The organism is Stutzerimonas kunmingensis (assembly GCF_021432085.1).
GTDB lineage: Bacteria > Pseudomonadota > Gammaproteobacteria > Pseudomonadales > Pseudomonadaceae > Stutzerimonas.
The window spans coordinates 2,965,261-2,991,380 of the sequence record NZ_CP090366.1; the positions used below are offsets into that span (position 1 = coordinate 2,965,261).

Annotated in this window: 22 protein-coding genes; 13 read left to right on the plus strand and 9 right to left on the minus strand. The window is 61.2% G+C overall.

The window, feature by feature from the left end:
• Positions 1-37: 37 nt before the first annotated feature.
• The 3 genes from LW136_RS13905 to LW136_RS13915 are packed head-to-tail and all read right to left on the minus strand — an operon-like array spanning position 38 to position 1,835.
• Positions 38-553, minus strand: coding sequence for a DUF2937 family protein (locus tag LW136_RS13905; protein WP_044314204.1), 516 nt, complete (start codon positions 551-553; stop codon positions 38-40).
• Positions 547-1,329, minus strand: coding sequence for a class II glutamine amidotransferase (locus LW136_RS13910; RefSeq protein WP_023445104.1), 783 nt, complete (start codon positions 1,327-1,329; stop codon positions 547-549). The genes LW136_RS13905 and LW136_RS13910 overlap by 7 nt, the downstream gene beginning before the upstream one ends.
• Positions 1,330-1,364: 35 nt before the next feature.
• A complete protein-coding gene (locus LW136_RS13915) occupies positions 1,365-1,835 on the minus strand; it encodes an MFS transporter (RefSeq protein ID WP_191122445.1) in 471 nt (156 codons plus the stop codon).
• Between the two features lie 271 nt (positions 1,836-2,106).
• On the opposite strand from LW136_RS13915, the gene LW136_RS13920 reads away from it, so the two are divergent.
• On the plus strand, positions 2,107-2,547 hold the full coding sequence (locus tag LW136_RS13920) for a universal stress protein (protein WP_014820780.1): 441 nt from the start codon (positions 2,107-2,109) through the stop codon (positions 2,545-2,547).
• Positions 2,548-2,593: 46 nt separating this feature from the next.
• Here LW136_RS13920 and LW136_RS13925 read toward each other — a convergent pair whose 3' ends face one another.
• Both LW136_RS13925 and LW136_RS13930 read right to left on the minus strand, forming a co-directional pair.
• Complete coding sequence (locus LW136_RS13925) at positions 2,594-3,286, minus strand: DUF6901 family protein (protein WP_014820781.1); 693 nt, start codon at positions 3,284-3,286, stop codon at positions 2,594-2,596.
• A 167-nt stretch (positions 3,287-3,453) separates the two neighbouring features.
• Positions 3,454-5,364 (minus strand): ATP-binding cassette domain-containing protein, encoded by a 1,911-nt coding sequence (locus tag LW136_RS13930; RefSeq protein ID WP_234173122.1) that lies wholly within the window; start codon positions 5,362-5,364, stop codon positions 3,454-3,456.
• A 290-nt stretch (positions 5,365-5,654) separates the two neighbouring features.
• Between LW136_RS13930 and LW136_RS13935 the strand changes: the two genes are divergently transcribed.
• Positions 5,655-7,577 carry a transglycosylase SLT domain-containing protein gene (locus LW136_RS13935; RefSeq protein ID WP_234173123.1) on the plus strand — a complete coding sequence of 641 codons (1,923 nt, stop codon included), beginning with the start codon at positions 5,655-5,657 and terminating at the stop codon, positions 7,575-7,577.
• Positions 7,578-7,634: 57 nt separating this feature from the next.
• Here LW136_RS13935 and LW136_RS13940 read toward each other — a convergent pair whose 3' ends face one another.
• From LW136_RS13940 to yegS, 3 genes are all read right to left on the minus strand, one after another.
• Positions 7,635-8,435, minus strand: coding sequence for an MOSC domain-containing protein (locus tag LW136_RS13940; protein WP_234173124.1), 801 nt, complete (start codon positions 8,433-8,435; stop codon positions 7,635-7,637).
• A gap of 80 nt (positions 8,436-8,515) precedes the next feature.
• Positions 8,516-9,448 carry a chemotaxis protein CheV gene (locus LW136_RS13945; protein ID WP_125876291.1) on the minus strand — a complete coding sequence of 311 codons (933 nt, stop codon included), beginning with the start codon at positions 9,446-9,448 and terminating at the stop codon, positions 8,516-8,518.
• Positions 9,449-9,566: 118 nt separating this feature from the next.
• On the minus strand, positions 9,567-10,478 hold the full coding sequence (yegS, locus tag LW136_RS13950; protein WP_234173125.1) for a lipid kinase YegS: 912 nt from the start codon (positions 10,476-10,478) through the stop codon (positions 9,567-9,569).
• Positions 10,479-10,853: 375 nt separating this feature from the next.
• Here yegS and LW136_RS13955 point away from each other — a divergent pair, with 375 nt between their 5' ends.
• The 11 genes from LW136_RS13955 (at position 10,854) to LW136_RS14005 (ending at position 24,511) form a co-directional block, all read left to right on the plus strand.
• Positions 10,854-12,281 (plus strand): undecaprenyl-phosphate glucose phosphotransferase, encoded by a 1,428-nt coding sequence (locus LW136_RS13955; RefSeq protein ID WP_014820787.1) that lies wholly within the window; start codon positions 10,854-10,856, stop codon positions 12,279-12,281.
• A gap of 154 nt (positions 12,282-12,435) precedes the next feature.
• Positions 12,436-12,873 (plus strand): low molecular weight protein-tyrosine-phosphatase, encoded by a 438-nt coding sequence (locus LW136_RS13960; RefSeq protein ID WP_014820788.1) that lies wholly within the window; start codon positions 12,436-12,438, stop codon positions 12,871-12,873.
• 13 nt (positions 12,874-12,886) lie between these two features.
• Positions 12,887-15,103 (plus strand): polysaccharide biosynthesis tyrosine autokinase, encoded by a 2,217-nt coding sequence (locus LW136_RS13965; RefSeq protein ID WP_042926903.1) that lies wholly within the window; start codon positions 12,887-12,889, stop codon positions 15,101-15,103.
• A 130-nt stretch (positions 15,104-15,233) separates the two neighbouring features.
• The gene (locus tag LW136_RS13970) at positions 15,234-16,313 is read left to right on the plus strand and encodes a glycoside hydrolase family 5 protein (RefSeq protein WP_234173126.1); all 1,080 of its coding nucleotides are present in this window, start codon (positions 15,234-15,236) and stop codon (positions 16,311-16,313) included.
• Positions 16,314-16,331: 18 nt separating this feature from the next.
• On the plus strand, positions 16,332-17,519 hold the full coding sequence (locus LW136_RS13975) for a polysaccharide pyruvyl transferase family protein (protein WP_046619760.1): 1,188 nt from the start codon (positions 16,332-16,334) through the stop codon (positions 17,517-17,519).
• Between the two features lie 2 nt (positions 17,520-17,521).
• Positions 17,522-18,754 carry an oligosaccharide flippase family protein gene (locus LW136_RS13980; RefSeq protein WP_045667101.1) on the plus strand — a complete coding sequence of 411 codons (1,233 nt, stop codon included), beginning with the start codon at positions 17,522-17,524 and terminating at the stop codon, positions 18,752-18,754.
• Positions 18,755-18,818: 64 nt separating this feature from the next.
• On the plus strand, positions 18,819-20,069 hold the full coding sequence (locus LW136_RS13985) for a Coenzyme F420 hydrogenase/dehydrogenase, beta subunit C-terminal domain (RefSeq protein WP_014820793.1): 1,251 nt from the start codon (positions 18,819-18,821) through the stop codon (positions 20,067-20,069).
• A gap of 44 nt (positions 20,070-20,113) precedes the next feature.
• Positions 20,114-21,367: a hypothetical protein gene (locus tag LW136_RS13990; protein ID WP_041014396.1), complete on the plus strand. Its 1,254-nt coding sequence runs from the start codon at positions 20,114-20,116 to the stop codon at positions 21,365-21,367.
• Entirely contained in the window at positions 21,327-22,202 is an 876-nt protein-coding gene (locus LW136_RS13995) for a glycosyltransferase family 2 protein (RefSeq protein WP_044314201.1), read from the plus strand. The genes LW136_RS13990 and LW136_RS13995 overlap by 41 nt, the downstream gene beginning before the upstream one ends.
• Complete coding sequence (locus LW136_RS14000) at positions 22,195-22,962, plus strand: WecB/TagA/CpsF family glycosyltransferase (RefSeq protein ID WP_044314202.1); 768 nt, start codon at positions 22,195-22,197, stop codon at positions 22,960-22,962. Before LW136_RS13995 ends, LW136_RS14000 begins: the two co-directional genes overlap by 8 nt.
• Before the next feature lie 448 nt (positions 22,963-23,410).
• Positions 23,411-24,511 (plus strand): polysaccharide biosynthesis/export family protein, encoded by a 1,101-nt coding sequence (locus LW136_RS14005; protein ID WP_044314203.1) that lies wholly within the window; start codon positions 23,411-23,413, stop codon positions 24,509-24,511.
• Positions 24,512-24,753: 242 nt separating this feature from the next.
• Here LW136_RS14005 and LW136_RS14010 read toward each other — a convergent pair whose 3' ends face one another.
• Positions 24,754-25,938: a thiolase family protein gene (locus tag LW136_RS14010; protein ID WP_234173127.1), complete on the minus strand. Its 1,185-nt coding sequence runs from the start codon at positions 25,936-25,938 to the stop codon at positions 24,754-24,756.
• Positions 25,939-26,120 lie beyond the last annotated feature (182 nt).

Consider the following 26,120-nt stretch of genomic DNA (forward strand, 5'->3'; position numbering starts at 1 on the left):
GAGACTAGGCCAGGCAATCGGCAATGCAACCCTCAAGTCACGAGCGAAAGGCACGGTAGCGGCGCCGCGAGCGAAACGGAAAGCTTGCCGCCAGCAGCAGGCTCTCCACCAGCCAGGCCAGCAACAGTGCGCAACTCAGCCCCCAGGCAATGGCTTCGGGCGCCAGCAGGACCTGGAAGCGATAGCTGCTCCATACCTGCTCGCGCAGGCTGCGCTCGGCGCCGAGCAGTACGTGAATGGCGCGTGCGTACCACGGTCGCTGCATCGCCTGCCACTCGCGCTCGAGCAGGCGGGCCCGCGACACCAGATGCTCGACGCTTTGAGCGTCGTTCTGGAAAACCGGGTCGTCGCTATCTCGATAGTGCCGCACTAGCGCATCCAGATCGCCGCTGAAGAAGCGCCGCGCTGTGTCCTGAAAGCCGTGCAAACCCTGCTCGGCCTCAAGGCGCCTCGCCTCGACGTGCTTGGCATAGGCATCGATGAATCCCGGCACCTGTACGCCCACCAGCAAGCCGAACGCAAACAGGGTCAGGCGCAGATAACTTCTCAGCATGCCGCCACCTTGCCCTGCGCGACGCATTCCCCCTGCTGCCAGAGGCTCCATTGACCGGGCTCGTGCAGGGTCCATTGCTCGTTATTGGTTAGCGGTTCGGTCGCCAGCACGGTGACGACATCATCGGGGGTGGTTTCGGCATGGAAGTTCACCGTCAGCTCGGCGTCTCTGAGCTGAGCAGGGCCGAACGGGGCGCGCCGGGTGATTTCCGCAAGCTTGGTGCTGCAGAAGCTGAACAACCATTCACCGTTGCTCAGCAGGCAATTGAACACGCCCTTGCGGCGATACTCGTTGCAGGCGCCGAGCAACACAGGCAGCAGGCTCTGCGGGTCGCAACGGTCAGGGAAATCTAGTCGGATGCGGTTCAGCAGGTCGCAGAAGGCGCGCTCGCTATCGGTGTCGCCGACCGGGCGATAGATGCCCTTGCCAGGCTCGAAGTCCGAAAGCTGGCCATTGTGCGCGAAGCACCAGTGCTGCCCCCAGAGTTCGCGGACGAAGGGGTGGGTATTGACCAGGGAAACCTTGCCGACATTGGCGTGACGAATGTGGCCGATCACCACTTCGCTCTTGATCAGGTAGCGCTGCACCATCTTCGCCACCTCGGATTCGCAGCTGGCGACGGGGTCCTGAAACAACCGCAAGCCGCGCCCTTCATAGAAGGCGATACCCCAGCCATCCTTGTGTGGGCCGGTCTTGCCGCCCCGCTGCATCAGACCGGTGAAGCTGAAAACGATATCGGTTGGAACATTGGCGCTCATGCCCAGAAGCTCGCACATGCGTCATCTCCGCTCGGTGTCTGTGAATCGCTCGACTAGAGCCTGGGTTCGGTGCGCATCCGCCCGCGTGACGGCGTGTAGTCCAGCTCGTCATCGCTGTCATCCTCCATGCGTTCGCGCAGCGTCCGGCTGTCCTCGGCTTCGTCCGCAGTGTCGCGGCGGCGTCGATACTTTCGCTCGATCGGCCAGCGTATGGCGACGAGCAGCAGATACAGGCCGAACGCGATCAGCCCGTACATGGCCAGATCCGCCACGGCGCGCCAGGCGTTGTTGCCCACCTGGAAGATCATGTCCATGGCGGTAATGGCCACCGCCGGCGCGAAGAGTTCCTTCGCCGGGTCGACGATGGTCGGCGTGAACAGCAACACAGCCGCGATCAGTCGTAGCGGCTCGCGCAACCAGCGCCACATTCCGCGCGTCACCCGGAACCAGAACATCAGGCATCCCAGCGCGGCTATCCCGTAGAGAGCCCAGGCGAGCGAGTAATCGGAGTCGAACATCAGCATGGTGTTTTCTCGGTGACAGCCGTTCACAACTGCCAGCGGCGGCTGGCGAGGCAACAGGGGGTGCATTCAGCGTCGCCACGGGCATGCTATGCCTCGCAGCGACAAGGGCGGCCATGATAGCAGCCTGTGTCCCTCAGCCGTCATCGATGGTGACAACAAGCCACTGGCGAAGGCCGAAGCAAGGTCGTATAAACCTCTTAAACGAGGGGTTATCCCCAAACATCGCCGGGACGGCTGCCTCAGGCAACCGGCAAGCAAGGAGAAACACGCCATGCCCTACCAACACATACTGGTCGCCATCGATCTGACCGAAGAGTGCCATCCGGTCGTGGCTCGCGCCCAGGCGCTGGCCAGCACCTCGAATGCCAAGCTGAGCCTGGTGCACATCATCGAGCCGATGGCCATGGCCTTTGGCGGCGACGTGCCGATGGACCTTTCGATGCTGCAACAACAGCAGTTCGACCAGGCACGCGAGCGCATGAATGGCTTCGCCGACAGCTACCCAGGCCTGGCTCCAGAGAATCGCCACCTCGCCTACGGACAGCCCCGCCAGGAAGTACACCGCCTGGCGAAGGAACAGGGCTGTGATCTGATCGTGGTCGGCAGCCATGGTCGCCACGGACTCGCCCTGCTGCTGGGGTCGACCGCCAACGACATCCTCCACGGCGCGCCGTGCGACGTACTGGCCGTGCGTTTGAAAAAGGCCGATTAGCCAGGGCGCAGCGCAGGGTGAAGCCACTCTGCGCAAGCTGGCGAGCTCAGACCGCTTCGACGCCCTCGCCCGCACTCATCACCAGCGGGCGGATCTTCTGCAGTTGCGTCTCGAGCGAATAGGTCAGGCTCGACGCCATGGAAAAGAAGGTCAGAAAGGCCTTGAGATTGGAGTCGGCGTGACAGGTATCGTGAATACGCTGCCAGAACGCCTGGTTGACCAGTTGCAGCTGCTGAAATGAACGCACCAGCCCGCGCAGTTCCCAGTCCGCATGGCGACCCTCGCGCAGGTTGAAATACTGCCGCGCCAGATAGAGCGATACCGCCCGCAAAACGAACTCGTTGTTGCTGGCAAATGGCAAATGCTGCTTGGCCATGGGCTTGAGTCCGCCGAGCACCGGGCAGGCACTGGTAGCCATGATCACCCCGAGCAGTGCCCGCAGCCCCTCGTCCAGACCAACCTGCTTGGTGTACTCACGCTCCGGCGTGCGCACCCATACCAAGGCCTTCTTCACTGCCGGCAGGCCCTGGAAATCCTCGATCACCCGGTGCAGGTCGACCGCCGCCGGGCAATGGCTGAAATCGTCCTTGCTCAGTGGGCAATTCGAGCAGCGCTGATGCTCCAGACGGGTCCATTTCGGCGCCTGCGCGGCGACCTCCCTGTCGTACTCACGATCCAGCTCGATCCTGTAGCTGAAGTCGTGTTCATCATCTAGGGTAATGCGGTATTCGATTGCCATTAACGCTCCATCATGACTGCATGATCCGATGCGGATACTTAACTACGCGCCAGCACGCCGTGCATTGATCCATCTCATAAGCCGTGATGGGGAGCCGCATCGCCGGGCAACGATTGGTGTGGCGCAGGCCCCAGCAACCCGCACCCCTGCTCGCCAGTGTGGCGGGATTACTCCTCCAGCTCTGCCCAGCGCTCCAGCAAGCCGTCCAGCTCCAGCTGCAGCGCTTCAAGGCGACTCAGCACCGCAGCGGTCACGTCTGCCGGCTGCTGATAGAAGGCCGGATCGGAGATCTGCGTCTGGAGCGCCTCGATTGCCTGTTCCGCCTCATCGATCTTGCCCGGCAAAGCCTCAAGCTCGCGCTGCAACTTGTAGCTGAGCTTCTTCTTCACCGGCGCGACCTCGGCAGCTGCCGCCGCGACCGGAGCCTGCTGCGCTTTCTTGGCGTCCTTCGTCTCGCCGCCGGACTCTGCAACACCCAACAAACGCGGCGAACCACCCTGGCGCAACCAGTCCTGGTAGCCGCCAACGTACTCGCGTACCTCACCACCACCCTGAAACACCAAGGTGCTGGTGACCACGTTGTCGAGAAAGGCCCGGTCGTGGCTCACCATCAATACGGTGCCCTGGAAACCGAGCAACACCTCTTCGAGCAGTTCGAGGGTTTCCACGTCGAGGTCATTGGTCGGTTCGTCGAGCACCAGCAGGTTGGCCGGCTTACTGAACAGCTTGGCCAGCAAGAGCCGTGCCCGCTCGCCTCCAGACAGCGCCTTGACCGGCGTCCGTGCCCGCTGCGGGCTGAACAGGAAGTCGCCGAGATAGCTCAGGACATGACGATTCTGGCCATCGATGGTGATGAACTCACGTCCTTCGGCGAGGTTGTCGACCACGGTCTTTTCCAGCTCCAGCTGGTGACGCAATTGGTCGAAATACGCCACTTCGAGCTTGGTGCCGAACTCTATGGAACCGCTGCTCGGATGAAGCTCGCCCAGCAGTAGCTTGAGCAAGGTGGTCTTGCCGGTACCGTTGGCACCGAGCAAGCCGATGCGATCGCCGCGCTGGATGACCATGGAGAAGTTCTTGATCAGCGGATCGCCGCCGACATGGGCGAACGTCACATCCTCGGCAACGATGACCTGCTTGCCGGACTTCTCAGCGGTTTCCACCTGGAAGGTTGCTTTGCCCTGCACGTTACGGCGCTCGCTGCGCTCGGCGCGCAGCGCCTTCAATGCCCGAACGCGGCCTTCATTGCGGGTACGCCGCGCCTTGATGCCCTGGCGAATCCACACTTCTTCCTGTGCCAGCTTCTTGTCGAACAGCGCATTGGCCGTTTCCTCAGCCGCCAACTGCTGCTCCTTGTGCACCAGGAAGCTTGCGTAGTCGCCATTCCAGTCGATCAGGTGGCCGCGGTCCAGTTCGAGGATGCGGGTCGCTAGGTTCTGCAGGAATGCCCGGTCGTGGGTGATGAACAGCACGGCACCGTTGAAACCGGTAAGCGCCTCTTCCAGCCAGGCGATAGCACCGATATCCAGGTGGTTGGTGGGCTCGTCGAGCAACAGCAGATCCGGTTCGGACACCAGTGCCTGGGCCAGCAGCACGCGGCGGCGCCAGCCACCTGAGAGTTCGGCCAGGGTGCGGTCAGCCGGCAGCTGCAGGCGGCTCAGGGTGCTGTCGACCAGTTGCTGCAAGCGCCAACCATCCTTCGCCTCGAGCGCCTGCTGCACATGCATGAGCTTCTCGAGATCGGCGTCGTTCTGGATGTTCTGGCTCAGGTGATGGTACTCGGCGAGCAGCTCGCCGACCCCGGCCAGGCCTTCGGCGACCACATCGAATACCGTGCGGTCATCCGCTCGCGGGAGCTCCTGCGGCAGTTCACCGATCTTCAGCCCCGGGGCACGCCAGATTTCCCCGTCATCGGCGGCACGATCACCTTTGACTAGGCGCAGCATGCTGGATTTTCCGGTGCCATTACGGCCAATGATGCAGACCCGCTCGCCTCGCGCGATTTGCCAGGACACGCCGTCCAGCAACGGCGTGGTGCCGTAGGCGAGAGATACATCGGTGAACTTGAGCAGGGTCATGACTACCTCCGGAAAACAGGGCGCGCAGTCTAACAGATCGTCATGGCCCACCCGCTGTGAGCAAGGCTTTATCAGCCGCACGGGCTATCGCATCCGTTTGCTATCGATGGCCACGCGAGCCATGGCAGGTACGCTCGTCGGAAGTCTGCCTTTGTTTGTTACGGGAGCTTAATGCTCGTTTAACTGCCCCGTGCGGCAGGCTAAGCTAGCCCCTGCAACAGGCCGATTGCGGCTGTGCCCAGGCGCAGCCGATCACCTGTCATCTCAAGCCCCCGTTTTACGGATGTACCATGCGCGGCCGACTCTCCAGTTTGTGTTTCTGCCTGTTCGTTTCAACCCTCGGCCTGGATGCGTCCGCCGCCAGTCTCAGTCAGCAGCGCCAGTATTACGACCAGGCCAAGCAGGCCCTGGCCAAGGGCGACAGCGGCCCCTACCGGCGTTATTACAACGCCCTGCGCGACTACCCGCTCGAACCTTATCTCGCGTACGACGACCTGACCCATCGCCTGAAATCGGCCAGCAACCAAGAGGTGGAGAAGTTTCTTGCCGAGCACGGTGACCTGCCACAGATCAGCTGGATGAAGCTGCGTTGGCTGCGCCTTCTGGCCGCGCGCGGGGACTGGCAGACCTTCATCCGCTACTACGACCCGAAGATGAATTTCACCGAGCTCGACTGCCTGTTCGGCCAGTATCAGCTACGCAACGACCTGCCAGGTGCCGATGCCACGGCCGAGCGCCTTTGGCTGGTCGGCAAGTCGCAGCACAACGCCTGTGATTCCTTGTTCGAACTGTGGGATATCAAAGGGTTGCTGACCGAAGAACGCCGCTGGAAGCGCACCAAGCTGGCAGTCGAGAGCGGTAACTACGGCGTGGCCAGCTATCTGGTCAAACGCCTGCCGACCCTGCAACCTCAGGGACAGCTGATGATCGATGTCGCGCAGAAGCCGCAGATGCTTCGCCAGCCGGATCGCTTCGTGCCAACCAGCCCGGAAATGGCCGACGTCGTGTCGCTCGGATTGCGCCGCCTAGCCCGTCAGGACCCGGAGCAGGCGCTGAATCTGCTCGACGGCTACGCTCGGCGCTTCGCCTTCTCGGCCGAAGAGAAAGTCGCCATCGCCCGGCAGATCGGGCTGACGCTGGCCAAGCGTTTCGACGCACGCGCCCTGAAAGTGATGGCCGAATACGACCCCGAACTGCGTGACAACACCGTCAGCGAATGGCGCGCCCGGCTGCTGCTGCGCCTGGGCCAGTGGGATGACGCATACCGGCTTACCCAGCGCTTCCCCGAAGACCTGGCCAATACCAATCGCTGGCGCTACTGGCAGGCACGCAGCCTGCAACTGGCCAAGCCCGAAAGCCAGCAAGCGGCACAGCTTTACCAGCCGGTTGCCAAGGAGCGGGACTTCTACGGCTTTCTTTCTGCCGACCGCATTCAGGCACCGTATAAGCTCAACCACCAGCCACTGGCGCTCGATAGCAAGGTCGTGCAAAAGGTGCGCAACACCGCTGGCATCCGCCGCGCGCTGGAATTTCACGACCGCGGGCAGATCGTCGATGGCCGCCGCGAGTGGTACCACGTCAGCCGTCTCTTTAGCAGGGACGAACTGGTGGCTCAGGCGCGGCTTGCCTATGAAAAGGAATGGTATTTCCCGGCGATCCGCACCATCAGCCAGGCGCAGTACTGGGACGACCTGGACATCCGCTTTCCCATGGCCCACAGCAGCACGCTTATTCAGTCAGCCAGGGCCCGAGAGATTCACCCGAGCTGGGCATTCGCCATCACCCGCCAGGAAAGCGCGTTCATGGCCGACGCCCGCTCCCATGTCGGCGCCACTGGGCTGATGCAGCTGATGCCGGCCACGGCCAAGGAAACCGCCAGACGTTTCAATATCCCGCTGGCCTCACAGCAGCAGGTGCTCAACCCCAATACCAATATCCAGCTGGGCACCGCCTATCTGAGCCAGATCTACGGCCAGTTCAATGGCAACCGCGTGCTCGCCTCGGCCGCCTACAACGCCGGGCCGGGTCGAGTACGCCAATGGCTGCGCAACGCCGAGCACTTGTCATTCGATGTCTGGGTGGAAAGCATTCCGTTCGACGAAACCCGCCAGTACGTGCAGAACGTGCTGACCTACTCGGTCATCTACGGGCAGAAACTGAACTCGCCGCAACCGCTGGTGGAATGGCACGAGCGCTTCTTCGAATCTCAGTGATGCGGCGGCTTTCAGGCAACCGAACAGGCCTGCTCACTTGGGCAGGCCTGGCTGAAGTTACTCCAGCACTTCCGCCGGCATCCCCACCTCCAGCTCACCGGTGCCTTCGGCGATCAGGTTCTGACCGAAGAAGACACCGCCCTTCCCTTTGCGATATGTGAGCAGCGTATTCAGCGGCTCACGATCGGGATCGCGCTCGGCGGTGAACGGGTCAAGGGTGGGGATGACGCATCGGGAACAGGGCTTGACGATGCGAAACGCCAATTGGCCGATGCGAATACGCGTCCAGCCGTCCTCGGCATAAGGCTCCGCACCGCTGATGACCAGATTCGGGCGAAACCGCAACATTTCCAGCGGGCGCCCAACGCGGCGAATCAGGTCGTCCAGAGAGCCCTGACCGATCAGCAGAAAGGGAAATCCATCGCTGAATGCCGTGCGCTCGCCCAGCCTTGCGTAGTCAAGATCGACTTGAATGCCGTCGTCTTCGGGCAGATACACCAGACGGCAGGGCTGACCGAGAAAATCCGTCAGCCAGGCCGCTGCGGCATCGCCGGCATCAGGCACCACGGCATTGGAACTCCAGATCTGCACGCAGCGCATTACCTTGGCATCCGGCACGGCAACCAGCAGCTCCTGCATGCCGGGCGCAGTCAGCCGCAGCGCGGTTTCGCCGTCCCAGTGCGCCTGTAAAAGCGCCATTGCTGGTACAGCACGCTGGGTAAGAAAGCGACCTGTGCCGGCCGCAACCACCATCCAGCGCCGATCACCGACCAGACCCAGCGCGTCACTCGCGCATTGCTGCAGCGCTTCGCCAGCGGCCGATTTGAGGGGGAAGCGATAGAGCGAGGAGAGATGCATGCGGCGCCTCCTGAGGGGAAGCGCAGCAGCATATCAGGGCTCGACTGCGATGTTCAGCAGCCGACAGAGCGAGGGAGTGATCAGTCCTGCTCTTCCATTTTCAGACGGTCCTGGATCACGTCCACGAGCTTTTCCGGCTGGAACTTGGAAAGGAAGTTATCGCAACCAACTTTCTGCACCATCGCCAGGTTGAAACTGCCCGACAGCGAAGTGTGCAGCACCACGTACAGATCACGCAGGCGCGGGTCATGGCGAATTTCCGTGGTCAGGCGATAGCCATCCATCTCCGGCATTTCGGCGTCGGTGAAGACCATCAGCAACTTGTCGGTCAGCACCTCGCCGGCATCGGCCCAGGCCTTGAGCATGTTCAGGCCCTTCAGTCCGTCGCTGGCAGTGTGGACCTTAATGCCGAGCTGGCTGAGGGTTTCGCGCAGCTGCGCGAGGGCCACGGTGGAGTCATCCACGCACAGCACTTCGCGACCCCGGGCGCGCTCGAGCAGCGGATCGGCCAGGCGCTCGGCGGAAATACTGGTGTCGTAAGGCACGATCTCGGCAAGCACCTTTTCCACATCGATCACTTCAACCAGCTCGTTATCGACCTTGGTGATCGACGTGAGGTAGTGCTGACGACCGGCCGTGCTTGGCGGCGGCATCACCTCCTCCCAGTTGAGGTTGACGATACGATCCACACCGCCAACGAGAAACGCCTGCACGGTACGGTTGTATTCGGTAACGATGATGGTGCTGCGCTCATCCGGCACCAGCGGGCGAAGGCCGATGGCTCGCGAAAGGTCCACCACCGGCAGCGTCTGCCCTCGCAGGTTGACCACGCCGCAGACCGAGCTGTGGCGGTGCGGCATCAGGGTCATCTTCGGCAGCTGGACGACTTCCTGCACCTTGAAGACGTTGATGGCAAACTTCTGCCGCCCGCCGAGCCGGAACATGAGAATCTCCAGGCGATTCTGCCCCACAAGACGGGTACGTTGATCGACTGAATCGAGAATGCCGGCCATTTCCAGGCTCCTTGGGAAAACATGGTAAAAGGCATATCGGCCGGATGCTCCAACGCTTTATGCGCCGCAGCGTGTTTTTTATGCTGCGCGTCGCAACCGTCGGAATGGCAAACAGGGGTTATTGCTTTTCGGCATTGCGCAACAGCAAGGGAGAGTCAGGCGGCAGGTGCATGCGCAATGCGCCGGCGCGCACTTCGAAGCGCAGATGGGCGCTGCGGAACGGCTCGCCGTCCAGATTGATGTCGATCTTCGTCGGCGCCTCTACCTCGAGCCAGGGCACCCGCGCGCTGACGGACACAGCCTCGACTCCGAGCAATCCGCCGCTGAGCAATGTTCCCAGCGTACCGACGGCATCGGCCGGCGCAGGCACGATGCAGACATCGAGCAAGCCGTCATCGACGCTCGCCTGCGGGCATAGCAGTTGGCCACCGCCCGCCTGGCGGCCATTGCCGATCCCTAGCGCCAGAAACTCGCCCTCCCATTCGAAGTCCGGACCGCTGAAGCGGCCACGGGCCGCATCGATCTCGGCAAAGCGCGTCAGCCCGGTCAGCAGGTAAGCACCACCACCCAGGAAACGCTTGAGTTCTTCCGAGGTGCTGGCAGTTACCCGCGAACCGAAGCCACCGGTAGCCATGTTGACGAATGGCCGCCCGTTCATCATGCCGATATCGACGGCCTGCGCAGGCTCATCCAGCAGCGCCAGCGATTCGAATGGATCGAGCGATATACCGGCAGCCTTGGCGAAATCATTGGCGCTACCCAGCGGCATCAGTGCCAGGGTCGCGTCTGCTCCGATCTCCAGCATGGTTTCGGCAACTTCACGCAGGGTGCCATCGCCACCACCGGCAACCAGCATTCGGTAGCCCGCACTCAAGGCCTCCTGCACCAGCCGTTGAGCATCGCCGGGCTCCCAGGTCACGCGAACCGCCAGCTCCCAGCCCAATTCACGCTGCTGTTTGACAGCCTCGCGTACCTCCTCATTGAGCGCCTGTTTTCCATGCAGTATCAGCAGCGCCTTGGCATAGCTCATGGCTGTTCATTCCTCGCTATTCGCACCGTTTCATAAGACAGGACCCAGCGCCGGAAGTTGTGCGAAACAAGCGCAGCGGTATTAATCCAAAAGTTCGATCAATGGCGCCGTCGGTCACCGAATGCGCGCACCCAGGTCTTCCAAGACATCCGCAAGTTCCGTCTAAACCTCTTACAAAACAGTGGTTTGCAGGCAGATCGTGGTTTTCAGCATTTTTTTGGCAGGCCTTTGACTAGTACTGAACTCATTCTGAGAGGCACGGTCGGAGCAGGAGTCCCGATCACGGTTGCGATGGCGGCCTGCTATCACCCTCCCGCGTGCCGCGGCGATTAATTCGAGATTTGAGCCAGCTTTGAGCTGAGGATGGAGCCTTGTATGCGCGTACAGTCAGTTGGAACCCTTGAATATGCTCACCCGAGTTTCGTCGATTACTTCCTTGCCAGCATTCGCCTGATACATGCGCTGACGGCCATCCTGCCGGGGCTCCTGCTTCTTGCCTTCATGGAGCTGCCCACCAGCGGCCCGTTTAGCGCCTTCCTCGGCTTCTTCGCGGTACTGAGCGTCATCATTTTCCAGACCGTTGGCATCTACAGCGAAGAGGTGTTCAGCACCCTGCTGCGCTTCCGCGTGATGTTCGTCGCCTGGGCGGCAGCGTTCAGTTTCCTGGTCTTTATGCATCAAGGCATGGGGATGTTCGGTTATCTCGAGGCCAAACACCTGGCGTTCTGGTTCCTCACCAGCACCATCCTGTTTGGCGCCGAACGCCTGGCGATGCTTGCGCTGTTCCGTCGCCTGATGGCACGCGGCATGTTCCTGCAGAACGCCGTGATCCTCGGCGGCACCGACAATGGCGTACGCGTTGCCGAGTACCTGCAGAACCACCGCGATATTCGCACCGGCGTGCTCGGCTTTATCGACGATCGCCTCGAACGTCTGCCCAAGGAGCTGGCCAACCTGCCGCTGCTGGGCAACACCCGTGATCTCGAACAGATGATCCGTGAAGAGAAGGTCACCCAGGTGCTGGTCGCCCTGCCCTGGTTCGCCGACAGCCGGATCGGCCAGTTGATCGCCGAGCTGCGCAAGCTGCCGGTCAATGTTCTGCTGGTACCCGACATGGTCGCCTTCCGCCATGCCGACAAGCGCATCACCGAGGTCGGCGGCCTGCCGACCCTGATCGCGTCGGATCTGCCGCTGCGCGGATGGTCGCCGATGTTCAAGCGTCTGGAAGATATCGTCATTTCCAGCATCGCCCTGCTCGCCGCCGCGCCGGTCATGCTGGCGATCGCCCTGGCGATCAAGCTCGACTCGCCAGGCCCCGTGCTCTTCAAGCAGAAGCGCTACGGCTACAACAACCGCCTGATCGAAGTTTTCAAGTTCCGCTCGATGTACCACGAGAAGTCGGACGCCAACGCCGATCGGCAAACCACCCGTGGCGATGATCGCATCACCCGTGTGGGCCGCTTCATCCGCAAGACCAGCCTCGACGAGCTGCCTCAGCTGCTGAACGTCTTCCTCGGCAGCATGTCAATGGTCGGTCCGCGCCCTCATGCCACGGCTACCAAGGCTGCCGGCGTGCTGTTCGAGGATGCCGTGGCCGAGTACTCCGCGCGCCATCGGGTCAAGCCAGGCATCACTGGCTGGGCACAGATCAATGGCTACCGCGGTGAAACCGACACGCTGGAGAAGATCGAGAAACGCGTCGAGTTCGACCTGGATTACATCGAGCGTTGGTCCGTGTGGTTCGACCTCTACATCCTGGTGCGTACCCCGCCAGCGCTGCTGCTCAACAAGGATGTGTACTGATCGGCAAACGCGCTGAACACCGCCGAAAAAGATCAGAAAAGCCGCATCACAAGATGCGGCAGGAAGGAACTAATGACACTCCCAAAAATCTCACATTCGTTCACCCCGGGCCGCACCCCGGCGGCTGCGAAGTTGCAGCCACGAGGTTGATCCCATGTTCAAGAACATCTTGATCGTCTGTGTCGGAAACATCTGCCGAAGCCCCACGGCCGAAGCGCTGTTCGCACACAGACTCAGCGGCCAGGACCTGACGATCAGCTCGGCAGGGATTGGTGCATTAGTAGGTAACCCGATGGACAAGACCGCCCATGAAGTACTGCAGGACAACGGGCTGGAGCTACCAGCTCACTGCGCGCGCCAGGTCGACAGCCACATGCTGCACCAGGCGGATCTGATCCTAGCGATGGAGCATAGCCACATTCAGCACATTCGCCAGATCGCACCTGAAGTGCACGGTAAAACGTTTCTCATCGGTAAATGGCAGGACGAGCTGGAAATCCCGGACCCGTACCGCCAATCCAAACCCGCGTTTGAACATGTCCACAATCTCCTGACGAAATCCGTCGAGAGCTGGCTTCCTTACCTGAAATGAAGAAGGAACTTCGATGACAACCATGCCCCGCCCGATCTATGAAACCAAAGAGGACAAGGACATCGACTTGGCCCACCTCTTTGACACCTTCATCAACAACCGCCTGCTGATCCTGGGCATCACCGGGTTCTTTGCAGCCCTGGGGATCGCCTACGCCCTGCTTGCGACGCCGGTCTATCTCGCCAGTGCGATGATCCAGATCGAACCGAAGAACGGGCTGCCAAGCCTGACTGACGTGGTCAACACCAATCCGCCGGTGTCTCCGGCGCAAACCGAGATCGCGCTGCTCAAGTCGCGCTCGGTGGTTGGTGGTGCCGTTGCCAGCCTGAATCTCGATATCCAGATCACCCCCCACCACTTCCCGATCATCGGCGGTTTCATGGCGCGTCGCTTCGAGCCGAGCGAAGAAGGTGAATTGGGTTGGCACCCTGCCGGTCTTGGCGCTTACGCCTGGGGTGGCGAGACGCTGAAGGTCACTCAGCTGGAAGTGCCGGACAAGGTCCATGGCAAGGAGCTGACACTCGAAGCGGCAGAGAACAACGGCTTCATCCTGCGTGACAAGGACGACGAGGTCGTGGTTCAGGGTGTCGTGGGCGAGCCGGTCGAGACAGAGGACTACCGCGTCACCGTGGCTGAGCTGAATGCACGGCCGGGTACCACGTTCACCGTGGTCAAGAACCGTACCTACAACACCACCGAAAGCTACCAGCAGCGTCTGTCGGCCGCCGAACGCGGCAAGCAGTCGGGCATCGTCAACGTGACCCTCGAAGACCCCAACCCGGAGCACGCTATTCGCGTTCTGGAAGAGGTCGCCAGCCGTTATGTAGACCAGAACGTCGCGCGCAATGCCGCCGAAGCCACCCAGAGCCTGGAGTTCCTGAATGAGCAGGTGCCAGCCGTACGCAAGAAGCTGGAAGCTGCGCAGACAGCCCTGAACAAGTACCAGACCGGCTCGGGCTCCGTGGATATCACCGCCGAAACGCAATCCGTGCTGGACCGCATCGTCGATCTTGAGAAGCAGATCTCCGAGCAGAACCTCAAGCGTACCGAGATGGAACGCCGCTTCACCCGTCAGCATCCGAACTTCCAGGCATTGATGAACCAGATCAACCAACTGCAGATGCAGAAGGAAGAACTGGAGAAGCAGATCGGCACCCTGCCGTCGACCCAGCAGGAACTGCTGCGCCTGACCCGTGACGTGGAAGTTTCCTCGGAAACCTATTCCATGCTGCTGAACAAGACCCAGGAGCTGGACATCATTCGCGCCGGCACCGTAGGCAACGTGCGCATCATCGACCATGCTGCCGCGGATCTGGAAAACCCGGTCAAGCCGAACAAGCCGCTGGTGGTCATCGTCGCGACCCTGCTGGGCGCCCTGCTCGCTACCGCATTCGTCTATGTGCGTGAAGCACTCAAGCGTGGCGTCGAGAACCCGGAAGACATCGAGCGTACCGGCACCCCGGTGTATGCCTCGATCCCGTTCACCGACAAGCAGGCCGCGCTGGAAAAACGCCTGGCCAACTTCAAGCGCGACAAGAGCACCGCCTCTTACCTGCTGACCATCAACGACCCGGCCGACCTCGCCACCGAAGCCATGCGCAGCCTGCGTACCAGCCTGCACTTCGCGATGATCGAGGCCAAGAACAACGTCCTGATGATCACCGGCCCGAGCCCTGCGGTGGGCAAGTCCTTCGTCACCACCAACCTCGCCGCGGTCGTTGCACAATCCGGCAAGCGCGTGCTGCTGATCGATGCCGACATGCGCAAGGGTTACCTGCACAAGGTCATGCGCTGTGACGGTGACAAGGGACTGTCGGACATCCTCTCCGGCCGCATCACCCTGTTCGATGCCATCCAGAAGACCCAACTGAACAACCTGCACGTGATCACCCATGGCCAGCTGCCGCCGAACCCCTCGGAGCTGCTGATGCACGAGAACTTCTCGCGCTTCGTCAAGGAGATCAGCCACATGTACGACCTGGTGATCTTCGATACCCCGCCGATCCTGGCGGTCACCGACGCCGCGCTGGTCGGCAGCCAGGCCGGTACCACACTGATGGTCACCCGCTATGCGCTGAACGGTGTGAAGGAAATCGAGGCAGCCAAGCGTCGACTCGAGCAGAACGGCCTGATCGTCAAGGGCGTCATCTTCAACGCAGTGGTTCGCAAGGCTTCAACCTACGGCGAGTACGGCTACTACCAGTACGAATACGCCAGCACCAGCAAATAAGGTGAGTGCATGGCGACGGCTCGCCGTCGCCATGCAGAACACTGCAGCTACCCCCACTTTCCTCACTGCCGAGCAACTGGCCTTCCGAGCGTCAGTGGAACTTACTTTTGCCCGAAGATAGGTGTTAGCGATGACCAGACACCCCAACCGGCCAGCACAACGCCTCACACGACTGGCTGTGGCACTGGTGGCCACGCTGTCCGCAGTCGGCGCGAGCGCCGCCGATTGGCCAACCAGCGACAAGGGCCTCGCCCTGCTCGGGGTCAACATCTCCGGCGCCGGATTTGCCCCACACGTGACTCCGGGCAAGAACGGCACGAACTACTTCTATCCGGAAAAGAAGCACTTCAGGTACTACGCCGATCAGGGCATCCGCCTGATCCGCTTTCCCTTCATCTGGGAGAGGGTTCAACACTCGCTCGATGACGGATTGAACTTCGACCAGATCCGGTTGTTGAAGAAGACCCTGGATCTGGCCGCGATGAATGGCCAGAAGGTCATTCTGGACATGCACAACTATGGTCGTTACCACGGCGAACTCATCGGCTCGAGCAAGGTGCCTTACGACGCCTACGCATCGGTGTGGCGCGAACTGGCCAAGCGCTTCAAGGGTCACCGCGGCCTGCTCGGCTACGACATCATGAACGAGCCACACGGCACCGTTGGACTCTGGCCAGGCGCGGCGCAAGCGGCGGTCGATGCGATTCGCGAAGTCGACGATCAGACGCTGATCTTCATCGAAGGCGAGCGCTGGTCCAGCGCGTACCACTGGCCGCTGGTGAACGCCAACTTCCTCATCAACGACCCGGCCGACCGCATCGTCTACGAAGCGCACCTGTATTTCGACCAGGATTTCTCCGGCAAGTACATGGCGCAGACCAGCCGCGATATCGATCCGATGATCGGCGTCGAGCGCGCTCGACCCTTCATCGAGTGGCTGAAGAAGCACGGCCAAAAAGGCTTCCTCGGCGAATACGGCATTCCCGACGACCTGCCCGAAGCGGCGGTCGCCATGGACAACCTGCTCGCCTACCTCAATGACAACTGCGTACCCAGCGCCTACTGGGCCGGCGGCCCCGGCTGGGGCACCTATAAGCTTGCAATCGAGCCGCGCAAAGGCGAGGACCGTCCTCAGATGGAGCTCATGCGCAAACACCTGGCGAACGACTGCACTGCCATTGGCCCTACACCTGCGCCCAACGCTGACTGATTCTGGAGTGACTCGAACATGAAATTCGGACTGCTATGGCACTCGTTCTCTTCCGGCAACCTCGGGGTTGGCGCCCTGAGCATTTCCAACATGCTGCTGATCGACGAGGCCGCGCGTAAATGCGGGATCACCCCGGAGTTCCTGATCATCGGTTCGTCCGGGCCCTGCGACTACCCTCCGTCCACCGAGCGCTTCAAGTACGAATTCATCGAGTTCAACGAGAAGGCGCTGCTGAAGAATCCCCACGGCCTGTACCAGGCGATCAGCTCCTGTGACGCGGTATTCGATATCGGCGAAGGCGACAGCTTCTCCGACATCTACGGCGCCAAGCGCCTGATCAAGCTGCTGGTCAGCAAGGGCATGGCCCTGGGCGGTCGCGTTCCGCTGATCCTCTCGCCGCAGACCATCGGCCCGTTCAAGTCGGACTGGGGCACCAAGGCTTCGGCCTGGGCAATGAAGAAGAGCACCATGGTCTTCGCCCGCGACCACCAGTCGTTCGACGTGCTCAAACAGCTGAACATCCCCAATCGCGACGAAGTCATCGACGTCGCCTTCGCCCTCCCCTTCGAGCGCCAGAGCGAACAGCGCGATCCGAGCAAGCTGGCTGTCGGCCTCAGCGTGTCGGCGTTGCTGCATCACGGCGGCTACGAAGGCACCGCCAATCAGTTCGGCCTGCGTGCCGACTACAAGACGCTGACCGACCGCCTGATCCGCACGCTGCTCGAGCGCGGCCACGAAGTACACCTGGTGCCCCACGTGATCCCGATCGGCTTCCCCGCCGAAGACGACTACACCGTGTCCCAGCAACTGCAGCAGCAGTATCCCGAGCTCAAGCTGGCGCCGCGCTTCAAGGGGCCGATCGAGGCCAAGTCCTATATCAGCGGCATGGACTTCTTCGTCGGCGCGCGCATGCACGCGACCATCGGTGCGTTTTCCGCCGGTGTGCCGGTCGTGCCGCTGGCCTACAGCCGCAAGTTCGCCGGGCTCTATCAGTCGCTCGACTACCACCGCGTGGTGGACCTCAAGACCGAGGACACCGAGAGCGCACTGGAGCTGGTTCTTGCGCATCTGGACAACCGTGAACAGCTCAAGGCCGAAGTCGCCGCCAGCGGCGCGATCATCCGCCGCAAGCTGGACGCCTACAGCGTGGCGCTGGAGCAGATCCTTGCCACCCTGCACCAGCCTCAGGCCGCGTATCAGAGATAACCATGCGCGATCACGCCCTGATGGGGGTTACCACGGCGGCCCGCACCGCCGTGCAGCTCGGCACCCTGCTGATCCTCGCGCGAACGCTGGGGCCGAGCGACTTCGGCTTCATTTCGATCGTGATCACCTGGTCGACCATCGTCGCCCTGGTGACCGACTACGGCTTCGGCATGCGCGCCTTGCGCGACATCGGCGCCGAGCGCCATCGCGCGGGCGAGATCATGTCCGCCAGCCTGGCGGCGAAGTCCGTACTGGTACTGCCGGCCTGCGTCGTGCTGCTGCCGATCATTCTGTTCGTGCTCGATCTGCACACCACCGAGCGCTTCGCTGCGGTGCTGTTCCTGCTCGGCACGATTGCCTCCTCCTATGGCGACCTTGGCCTGACGGTGTTTCGCAGCATTGGCCAGTTCCATCGCGAGACGAAGATCGTGGCTGCGACGGCACTGGTGCATTTCGTCCTGATCGGCGCGGCGATCCTGCTGCGCAACGATGTGCTTGCCATCGGCGTCGCCTTTCTGGTGTCACGTCTGATCTACGCGACTTTCGCCCTGCGCGCGCTGTCGAAGATCCTCGAATTGGGCGGCATCCTGCGCAACTCTTGGAAAGTGCTGGCCGAGCGCTTCAGGTCTTCCACCAGCTTCGCGGTGGACAGCGGTGCGACCAACATCTTCGCCCAGCTGGACGTCATCCTCGTCAACCACCTCGCCGGGCGCGAAGCCGCAGGCATCTACTTCGCCGGCTCGCGCCTGATCCAGGGCGCGGTGCCGTTCAGCGTGCTGCTGGCCAGCGTGCACATCCCGCGTTTCGCCTACCAGCTGCACAACAAGACCGCCGGGCTGGCCCGCTATGGCCTACGCATCCTCGGCGAGTATGCGGGCATGGGACTGGTGTTCGCGCTGGCGTTCTTCTTCATCGGGCCGCTGTTCACCGACTACTTCCTCGGCGCCGAGTACGCCGAGCTGAACACCCTGTGGCTGGCCTTCGCCTGCTTCACCGCGGCGCGCTTCATCGCCGCCGGTCTGGGTGTACAGCTGATGGCGATGGGCACGGGTTTTCTGCGCACCTTCGGAATCATCGCCTCGGGCGTGATCACGGTGCTCTGTTACTGGATTTTCATCCCCTCGCACGGGATACAGGCGGCTCCCTGGGTGTCCACTCTGGGCATGGTCGTCCTGACGCTTATCTACGGTTATGCGGTGCTCAACATCTATCGCAAACGGCGCCAGCCAGCATGACCGCACTCGTTAAATACTGCCGGTCGCGCATCGCGCTCGACTGGCCGCTCAAGGGAAGGCAGGTATGAAAGCTTCATTGAATCGCGTGCTGAACAACGACTTGTGCAGCGGCTGTGGCATGTGCAGCTCGGTCGCAGACGACGACGCTATCAAGATTCGTCTGACTGGCGATGGCTATCACCGTCCGGTCCTCAACAGCCAGTACCAGAACAAGCCGGTGGCCAACGAGCAGACCAGCGCCGCTTTCGCCAAGTCCTGCCCGGCGCTGAATCTGGATATTCGCCCGTACAAGTCGGAGAACTACCACCCGATATGGGGCGAGATCCTCGACACACTCAAAGGCTACGCCGCTGATAACGAGATCCGTCAGGCTGGCTCGTCCGGCGGCGTGATCTCGGCGCTGGCGCAGTATTGCCTGGAGAACAAGCTGGTCGACGGCGTCATCCAGATCCAGGCTTCGCAGACCGATCCGCTGGAGAACGTCGCCACCATCAGCCGCTCGCGGCAGAACGTCATCGCCTCTTCCGGCTCTCGCTACGCGCCGGCCAGCCCGGGCGAAGCGCTGAAGTGGGTGGCCATGTCCACCGAGAAGTACCTGTTCATCGGCAAACCGTGCGACGTCGCCGCCGTGCGCCAGATGCAGCAGCACAATCCGCGGCTGAAGGAAAACATCCCTTACATCGTCTCGTTCATGTGCGCCGGCACGCCGAGCCTGCAGGGCACCGAGCAGGTGCTGGACAAGCTGGAGGTCAAGCGCAGCGACGTTACCGCCTTCCGCTACCGCGGCGACGGCTGGCCGGGGCTGACCAAGGCCACGCTGAAGAATGGCGACGAACGCACCATGACCTACAACGACTCTTGGGGAAAAGTGCTCAACCGCCACCTGCAAACCCGCTGCAAGATCTGCCCGGACGGCATTGGCGAATTCGCCGACATCGTCTGCGCCGATGGCTGGGAAGGCGATGAAAAGGGCTACCCCTCCTTCGAGGAGCGCGAGGGCAATTCGCTGATTCTGGTACGCACCGCAAAAGGTCGCGAACTTTTTCGCAACGCGGAGGCTGCTGGCGTTGTCAAAGCCGAGGCTTTCGATACGGGCAGCATCTTCTCCATTCAGCCGTTCCAGTACTACCGCCGCACGACGATCCTGCCGCGGCTGCTGGCGATGAAGCTGCTGTTGCTCAAGACCCCTACGTACAAAGGCTTCGAACTTGGCAAAGGGGTAAAGGAGATCGGGTTCTACCAGAGCTTCAAGGCGTTCACCGGTCTGCTGGTGCGGCGCAAGAAGATCAAGAAGCGGGCGCTGGAAACAGCTTGAAAGGCTGTGGCGCTCAAGGAACCAATACCTAAGGACTCAGGTTGATGACGAATTTCAGTTCACGCTTCTTCTTTTTTCCGTTGCTGATCCTGGCACTGATACTGCACTTTTCGGTGTTCGGCGACAGCCCGCACAACCCCTATGGCATCAAGGGGCTGAACGAGGCGTACCTGGCAGTCAGCATCGTGTTCACCATTTTGCTGTTGCTGGCATCGGCGGAAAACGCTCCGCGTGAATTTCGCATCCTGATGTACTACTGCCTGTACAGCGCGGTGGTGTTTCTGGTGATGCCGGCGATCTTCGCCTATTTCACCTACGGCCAACCGATCGTGTTCGGGCTCATCGAAGAGCGCCGCGTGCTGTTCTGCCTGGGCTTTGCGCCGCTGTTGTTCCTCGGCAAGCGCGTCAGCACCCTGCAGTTCGAACGCGCCCTGCTCTATGCAGCCTTGGCCGCCGCGTTCTTCTCGTGGTGCTTCAAGTTCGGCGTGATCCCCGACATGCGCCCGGAAGTGCGCTCGGATGACCGCCCGGATCGATCATCAATCGGTCCGTACCTGATCTGCCTGGCGTACTTCTACTGCATCCAGATCTGGTCGAAGGGCGCCTCGCCGATCAACGGGGCCGCGCGGAACAAGACCTTCTATCTGGTGATCGCCGCCCTACTGCTGCTGACCCTGGTGTTTGCAACCCAGACGCGCCAGCTGATCGTCCTGTGCCTGGCCTTCACCCTGTTCTGTCTGCGTGCCAAGGCCGTCATCTGGGCGGCTTCGCTATCGATTCTGCTGTCGCCTTTCTATTTCTACCCGAGCCTGCTGGAAATTCTCGGGCTCAACACGGAGTTCTACGACAGCACGCTGGAAGGCGTGGAAGACGGCGCCCGCTCGGTCACCATTTCTCTGATCTTCGACCATCTGGATCAGGTCAACTGGCTGCCCAGCGGCTCGCTTTCGCTGATGTGGCAGGACGGCTTCATCCCGTACTTCGGCGAGCACTTCTTCCTGTCAGATGTCGGAATCATCGGAACGCTGTTCCGCTTCGGCTTTCTGACCTTCCTCATCGTCCCGATGACACTGTTCGTCTATCACCGCATCGCCAAGAACATTGCCACCGACATGACCTTCATCTACTCGACGATGCTGGCGTTCTTCGTCATCTGGCCGCTCAACGGATTCTTCGAATACGGCCAACCGGTTTTCGCATTGCTGTTCGTCATTCACGCCCTCAGGGCCCGTCACCTTCGCCGCCAGGAACCCATCCATGAACGTCGCGCTTATCCTCAACTACAAGGCAGCTACTGAAACCATCAGTTGCGTTGAGAGCTTGCTCGCTCATTGCCCGGCTCTCAACCATGTGGTGGTCATCGACAATGACTCCCAGGACGGCTCCGTGGTGGCATTCAACCAGTGGCTTGAGGCCCAGCCGCGCCACAACGTTACCGTTCTCGCCAACCCGGAGAACAACGGCTACGCCGGTGGCAACAACTACGGCCTGCGTTGGGCGCTGGACAACCTGCCAGTGAGCACTTTCTGGATCGTCAACAACGACACCTATGTCGATAGCGATGCCTTTGCGCCGTTGCTCGATGCGCTGAAGGAGAACGACCGCCAGTTCGTCGGCTCGGTCATCCTCAGCGCCGACACCGGGCGCCTGGAATGCTACGGCGGCGGCAAACTCTACCCGCTGCTGGGCAAGGCCAAGCTGCTGGGCAAGGACCAGACCCTTGAGGCCATGGCAAACACCAGCGAGCAGCCGGATTACCTGATGGGCTGCAGCCTGGCGTTCTCGGCCAAGCTGGTCGATCGCATCGGCCTGATGGACGAGGCGTACTTCATGTATTCCGAGGAAGTCGACTGGCAGTTCCAGGCGAAGAAGAAAGGCGTTTCGATCCGCGTCGTGCCGAGCAGCCGGCTCTTCCACTACGGCTCGCTGAGCTCGGGCGGCCGCTCGGCGTTCTATCACTACTACCGCAATCGCGCCGCCACCCGATTCAACAAGCGCTTCTACGGCCAGGGTTTCGCCTTCGCGTCGGCCTGTTTCCTGTCGGCGATCACCGTCATCAAGGAGTTCAACCACCCCAGCCTCGCCTGGTCCGGCATCAAGGGCGCCTTCAAGGGAGTAACGATGAGTGTCTAACGAGACTAACCACGCGTTCGGTGTGAATTTCTATACCGGCAGCAAGGCGACGCTGCTGAACTGCATTCGCGAGGGGGTCAAGCAGCCCTACTCGTTCGTGGTAACCCCCAATGTCGACCACCTGGCGCAACTGCAGGATAACCCTGCACTGCGCGAGGCTTACGCCAAGGCTCGCCTGCGCCTGTGCGACAGCCGAATCCTGCAGCCACTGCTGCAGCGTCTCGGTGTACAGATCGAAGAAGTGATTCCGGGCAGCGACCTGACCGTCGACCTGCTGGAATGGGCAGACCGCGAGCACCTGCGCATCGTCCTGATCGGGGCGACCGAAGAGGAATGCGTAAAACTGCGCGCGATCTACCCCGGAATCACGCTCTATCACCACAATCCGCCGATGGGCTTCATCAATCGTCCGGATGAAGTGCAACGGGCATTGCAGTTCGTTCGGGAAAACCCGTCCGAATTAGTGCTCTACGCTGTCGGCGCACCGCGCCAGGAAATACTTGCCAGTTCAATCGAAAGCCACGAACGGACCGGTATGGGCTTTTGTATCGGCGCATCCATTTCGTTCGCTACCGGCAGTATTAAACGGGCCCCGGTGTGGATGCAGAACTGCAAACTCGAATGGTTGCATCGCATGCTTTCCGAACCCAAACGGCTGGTTAAACGCTACGCGCATGACGCGATGTTCATAGTTCCGGCATTCATGCGGGAAAAAAACTACCGCGTGCAGAAGGCCAAGCCGGCGAAACAGGACAGCTAATCCCAATGATCGAAAAATTGGGCGAAATTGCACTGAACAACGGTGAACCCAGCGAAATCGAGACGGTCTATCCCTTCTGTGTGAGCGTGACAGGTTGGCAATTCAACATCTAACTAAACATGAGCGCCATCCCGCCTCGGTGGTAACGCAGCAGCCGTATGTGAAGAACTTAGGAATTAAACCTGCCCCACCAAACAGCCGCTGACTTTACAACCAGGAGGGAAATAAAAACGCGTCTACGTAGCTGAATAGATAGCTGCTGGAGATGAACAATTCAGGAAGGAGAAAAACTTTGGCTACCGATCCAATTTGGTCGCTGAGGAGTGTGGAGTGATGACTCCGGTCCTCTTGGAAAGGCGAAAAAATTACTCAAGCGCCTCAGGCAGAAAAGTGAATCAAGCCGTCTCACTCTTTGAACAACAACCACTCCCTCAAGGATGAACAACCCATGAAACCATTTATCGCTCTAGCTTTTACTTCCGCCTTGGTATTGCAGGGCTGTGCGTTCGCCCCCGGCCAGTACCTCGATCCCGATGAGTTCAAGGAAGGCGCCGAAGCCGAGCACGGCACCGTTCAGCTGATCCGCATCACCCCCGAAATGCTCAAGGGTCACCTCGCCTCTGACGCGGGCACCTCCAGCAAGCAGGAACTGCTCAACTACAAGCCCGGCGCCTACCGCATCGGCGCCAACGACCTGCTCTACATTACCGTCTGGGACCACCCGGAGCTGACCGCGCCGTCCGGCCCGCAGCAGCAGCTGGATGCCAACGGTCGTCTGGTACGCCCCGATGGCACCCTGTTCTACCCGTACATCGGCAACATCGAAGCCGCGGGCAAGACCATAGAAGAACTGCGTGCCCTGATTGCGCGTCGCCTGACCAACTACATCGACAGTCCGCAGGTCGATGTATCCATCCTGCGCTTCGGCAGCCAGCGCGTCGTCGTATCCGGTGCATTCGACACCGCCGGCGAAGTCCCGGTGACCACCGCTCCGATGACCATCACCCAGGCTATCGGTCAAGCCGGTGTGGATACCGAAACCGCGGACCTCACCGGTCTGACGCTCAAGCGCGACGGTCGTGAGTACATGCTTGACATGGATTCGCTGAACCGCCCGGACTCGTGGCTGCACCAGGTTTACCTGAAGGACGGCGACCAGCTGCACCTGCCATACAACGACCAGCGCAAGATCTACGTGCTGGGCGAGGTCAACCTGCCGCAAGCGCTGTCGTTCAAAGCCACCAGCATGAACCTGATGGACGCAATCGGCACCGCAGGCGGCATTCGTCAGGAGACTGCCGACGGTGAGGCGCTGTACGTCATTCGCGGAGCTGAAGACATGATGACCGAGCCGGCCAAGGTCTTTCAGCTGAACGCCGAGTCGCCGACCGCCCTTGCCCTGGCCAAACACTTCCCGCTGCAGCCGCAGGACGTCGTGTTCGTCGGTCCGGCCAACATCACTCGCTGGAACCGTTTCATCAGCCAGCTGCTGCCGTCGGCTAACGTTGTTGGCATCGGTGCCGCAGCGGAATACAACATCAACCGCTAAGCCGCACTGCGTGATCGTCTGACGATCACGCAAAAAAAGAAGCCGCAGACTCAATCGATCTCTGCGGCTTTTTTGTGCCCATGCTACGCATCTGACAACTACCAGACGCCTGTCAGATATAGGCCCCTATGCGGCCAGCCGATCAGGCTCGATAGCACGGCTCGGCTTTATGGCCGGCCAAAAGAAAACGGGCCTGCTACGGCTTCGTAGCAGGCCCGTCTCAAGACGGTATCACCAAGCTGTTAGCGCGCCGCTTCGAACAGACCTGCAGCCCCCATACCGCCACCGACGCACATGGTCACCACGCCATAACGCAGGTTGCGCCGCTGCAGCTCACGGACAATATGCCCGGCGGTGCGCGAACCGGTCATGCCGAACGGGTGCCCGATCGAGATCGATCCGCCATTGACGTTGTACTTCTCGTTGTCGATGCCAAGCGTGTCGCGGCAATACAGACATTGCGATGCAAAGGCCTCGTTGAGCTCCCACAGGTCGATGTCGTCGATTTGCAGCCCCTTGGCCTTGAGCAGACGCGGCACGGCGTATACCGGCCCGATGCCCATCTCTTCCGGCTCACAGCCTGCCACGGTGAAACCACGGAAAAAGGCGCGCGGCTTGAGGCCAAGTTCGATGGCCTTGTCCAGGCTCATCACCAGCGTCATGGACGCGCCATCGGACAGCTGCGAGGCATTACCGGCGGTGACCGAGCCGTCTTCAGCGAACACGGGCTTGAGCCCGGCCAGGCTTTCCAGCGTGGTGTCCGGACGGTTGCAATCATCACCCTCGACCACGCCCTGATGCACGGTGCGCTCGCCAGTGTTCTTGTCCTCGGTGTAGTACTGGACATTCATCGGCACGATCTCATCGCTGAACAGCCCATCGGCCTGCGCACGCGCAGTACGCTGCTGACTCTGCAGCGAGTAGAGATCCTGCTGCTCGCGAGTCACGTTGTAACGACGTGCCACCAGTTCGGCCGTCTGCCCCATGGTGTGGTAGATGCCCGGCACACGCTCCTGGATGATCGGGTTGAACAGGTGATCGGTGTTGCGGCTCTTCAGGGTCAGGGTGATCGACTCCACCCCGCCGGCGACGATGATGTCGCTGCAACCGGAGGCAATCTGGTTGGCCGCGACAGCGATGGCCTGCAGGCCCGATGAACAGTAGCGATTGAGCGTCATGCCGGCGCAGCCGATGCCCAGACGGGACAGCACCGCGACGTTGCGACCGATGTTGTAGCCCTGGGCGCCCTCATTGGAGCCAGCACCGACGATGCAATCCTCGACGAGTGCGGGGTCGAGATCATTGCGCGACAGCAACGCATCAACGCAATGCGCGGCCATGTCGTCAGGACGGGTCAAGTTGAACTTGCCACGGAAGGACTTGGCCAGGCCGGTCCGTACGCTATCGACGATCACTACTTCACGCATGACATACCTCGGAGACTAGGCGCGGTCGCGGGGATGTTGTGACGGCGCTGCGCGCACGGTTTGTTCCACGACCGCGGGGTGGACGGTGACCCGAGCATAGTTCGCGCCTCGCAGCGCTGGCGACGACCATTCAGCTCGGATATGCACGGCCATCGGCTTGCCGGCCGGATAGCGCGCTTGGG

Coding starts and splice junctions, on each gene's coding strand:
- LW136_RS13990 (WP_041014396.1), top strand. CDS start 20,114: ATGACGAATTTCAGTTCACGCTTCTTCTTTTTTCCGTTGCTGATCCTG.
- LW136_RS14010 (WP_234173127.1), bottom strand. CDS start 25,938: ATGCGTGAAGTAGTGATCGTCGATAGCGTACGGACCGGCCTGGCCAAG.
- LW136_RS13930 (WP_234173122.1), bottom strand. CDS start 5,364: ATGACCCTGCTCAAGTTCACCGATGTATCTCTCGCCTACGGCACCACG.
- LW136_RS13905 (WP_044314204.1), bottom strand. CDS start 553: ATGCTGAGAAGTTATCTGCGCCTGACCCTGTTTGCGTTCGGCTTGCTG.
- LW136_RS14005 (WP_044314203.1), top strand. CDS start 23,411: ATGAAACCATTTATCGCTCTAGCTTTTACTTCCGCCTTGGTATTGCAG.
- LW136_RS13975 (WP_046619760.1), top strand. CDS start 16,332: ATGAAATTCGGACTGCTATGGCACTCGTTCTCTTCCGGCAACCTCGGG.
- yegS (WP_234173125.1), bottom strand. CDS start 10,478: ATGAGCTATGCCAAGGCGCTGCTGATACTGCATGGAAAACAGGCGCTC.
- LW136_RS13940 (WP_234173124.1), bottom strand. CDS start 8,435: ATGCATCTCTCCTCGCTCTATCGCTTCCCCCTCAAATCGGCCGCTGGC.
- LW136_RS13995 (WP_044314201.1), top strand. CDS start 21,327: ATGAACGTCGCGCTTATCCTCAACTACAAGGCAGCTACTGAAACCATC.
- LW136_RS13960 (WP_014820788.1), top strand. CDS start 12,436: ATGTTCAAGAACATCTTGATCGTCTGTGTCGGAAACATCTGCCGAAGC.
- LW136_RS13935 (WP_234173123.1), top strand. CDS start 5,655: ATGCGCGGCCGACTCTCCAGTTTGTGTTTCTGCCTGTTCGTTTCAACC.
- LW136_RS13980 (WP_045667101.1), top strand. CDS start 17,522: ATGCGCGATCACGCCCTGATGGGGGTTACCACGGCGGCCCGCACCGCC.
- LW136_RS13970 (WP_234173126.1), top strand. CDS start 15,234: ATGACCAGACACCCCAACCGGCCAGCACAACGCCTCACACGACTGGCT.
- LW136_RS13965 (WP_042926903.1), top strand. CDS start 12,887: ATGACAACCATGCCCCGCCCGATCTATGAAACCAAAGAGGACAAGGAC.
- LW136_RS13910 (WP_023445104.1), bottom strand. CDS start 1,329: ATGTGCGAGCTTCTGGGCATGAGCGCCAATGTTCCAACCGATATCGTT.
- LW136_RS13985 (WP_014820793.1), top strand. CDS start 18,819: ATGAAAGCTTCATTGAATCGCGTGCTGAACAACGACTTGTGCAGCGGC.
- LW136_RS13945 (WP_125876291.1), bottom strand. CDS start 9,448: ATGGCCGGCATTCTCGATTCAGTCGATCAACGTACCCGTCTTGTGGGG.
- LW136_RS13925 (WP_014820781.1), bottom strand. CDS start 3,286: ATGGCAATCGAATACCGCATTACCCTAGATGATGAACACGACTTCAGC.
- LW136_RS13915 (WP_191122445.1), bottom strand. CDS start 1,835: ATGCTGATGTTCGACTCCGATTACTCGCTCGCCTGGGCTCTCTACGGG.
- LW136_RS13955 (WP_014820787.1), top strand. CDS start 10,854: ATGCGCGTACAGTCAGTTGGAACCCTTGAATATGCTCACCCGAGTTTC.
- LW136_RS13920 (WP_014820780.1), top strand. CDS start 2,107: ATGCCCTACCAACACATACTGGTCGCCATCGATCTGACCGAAGAGTGC.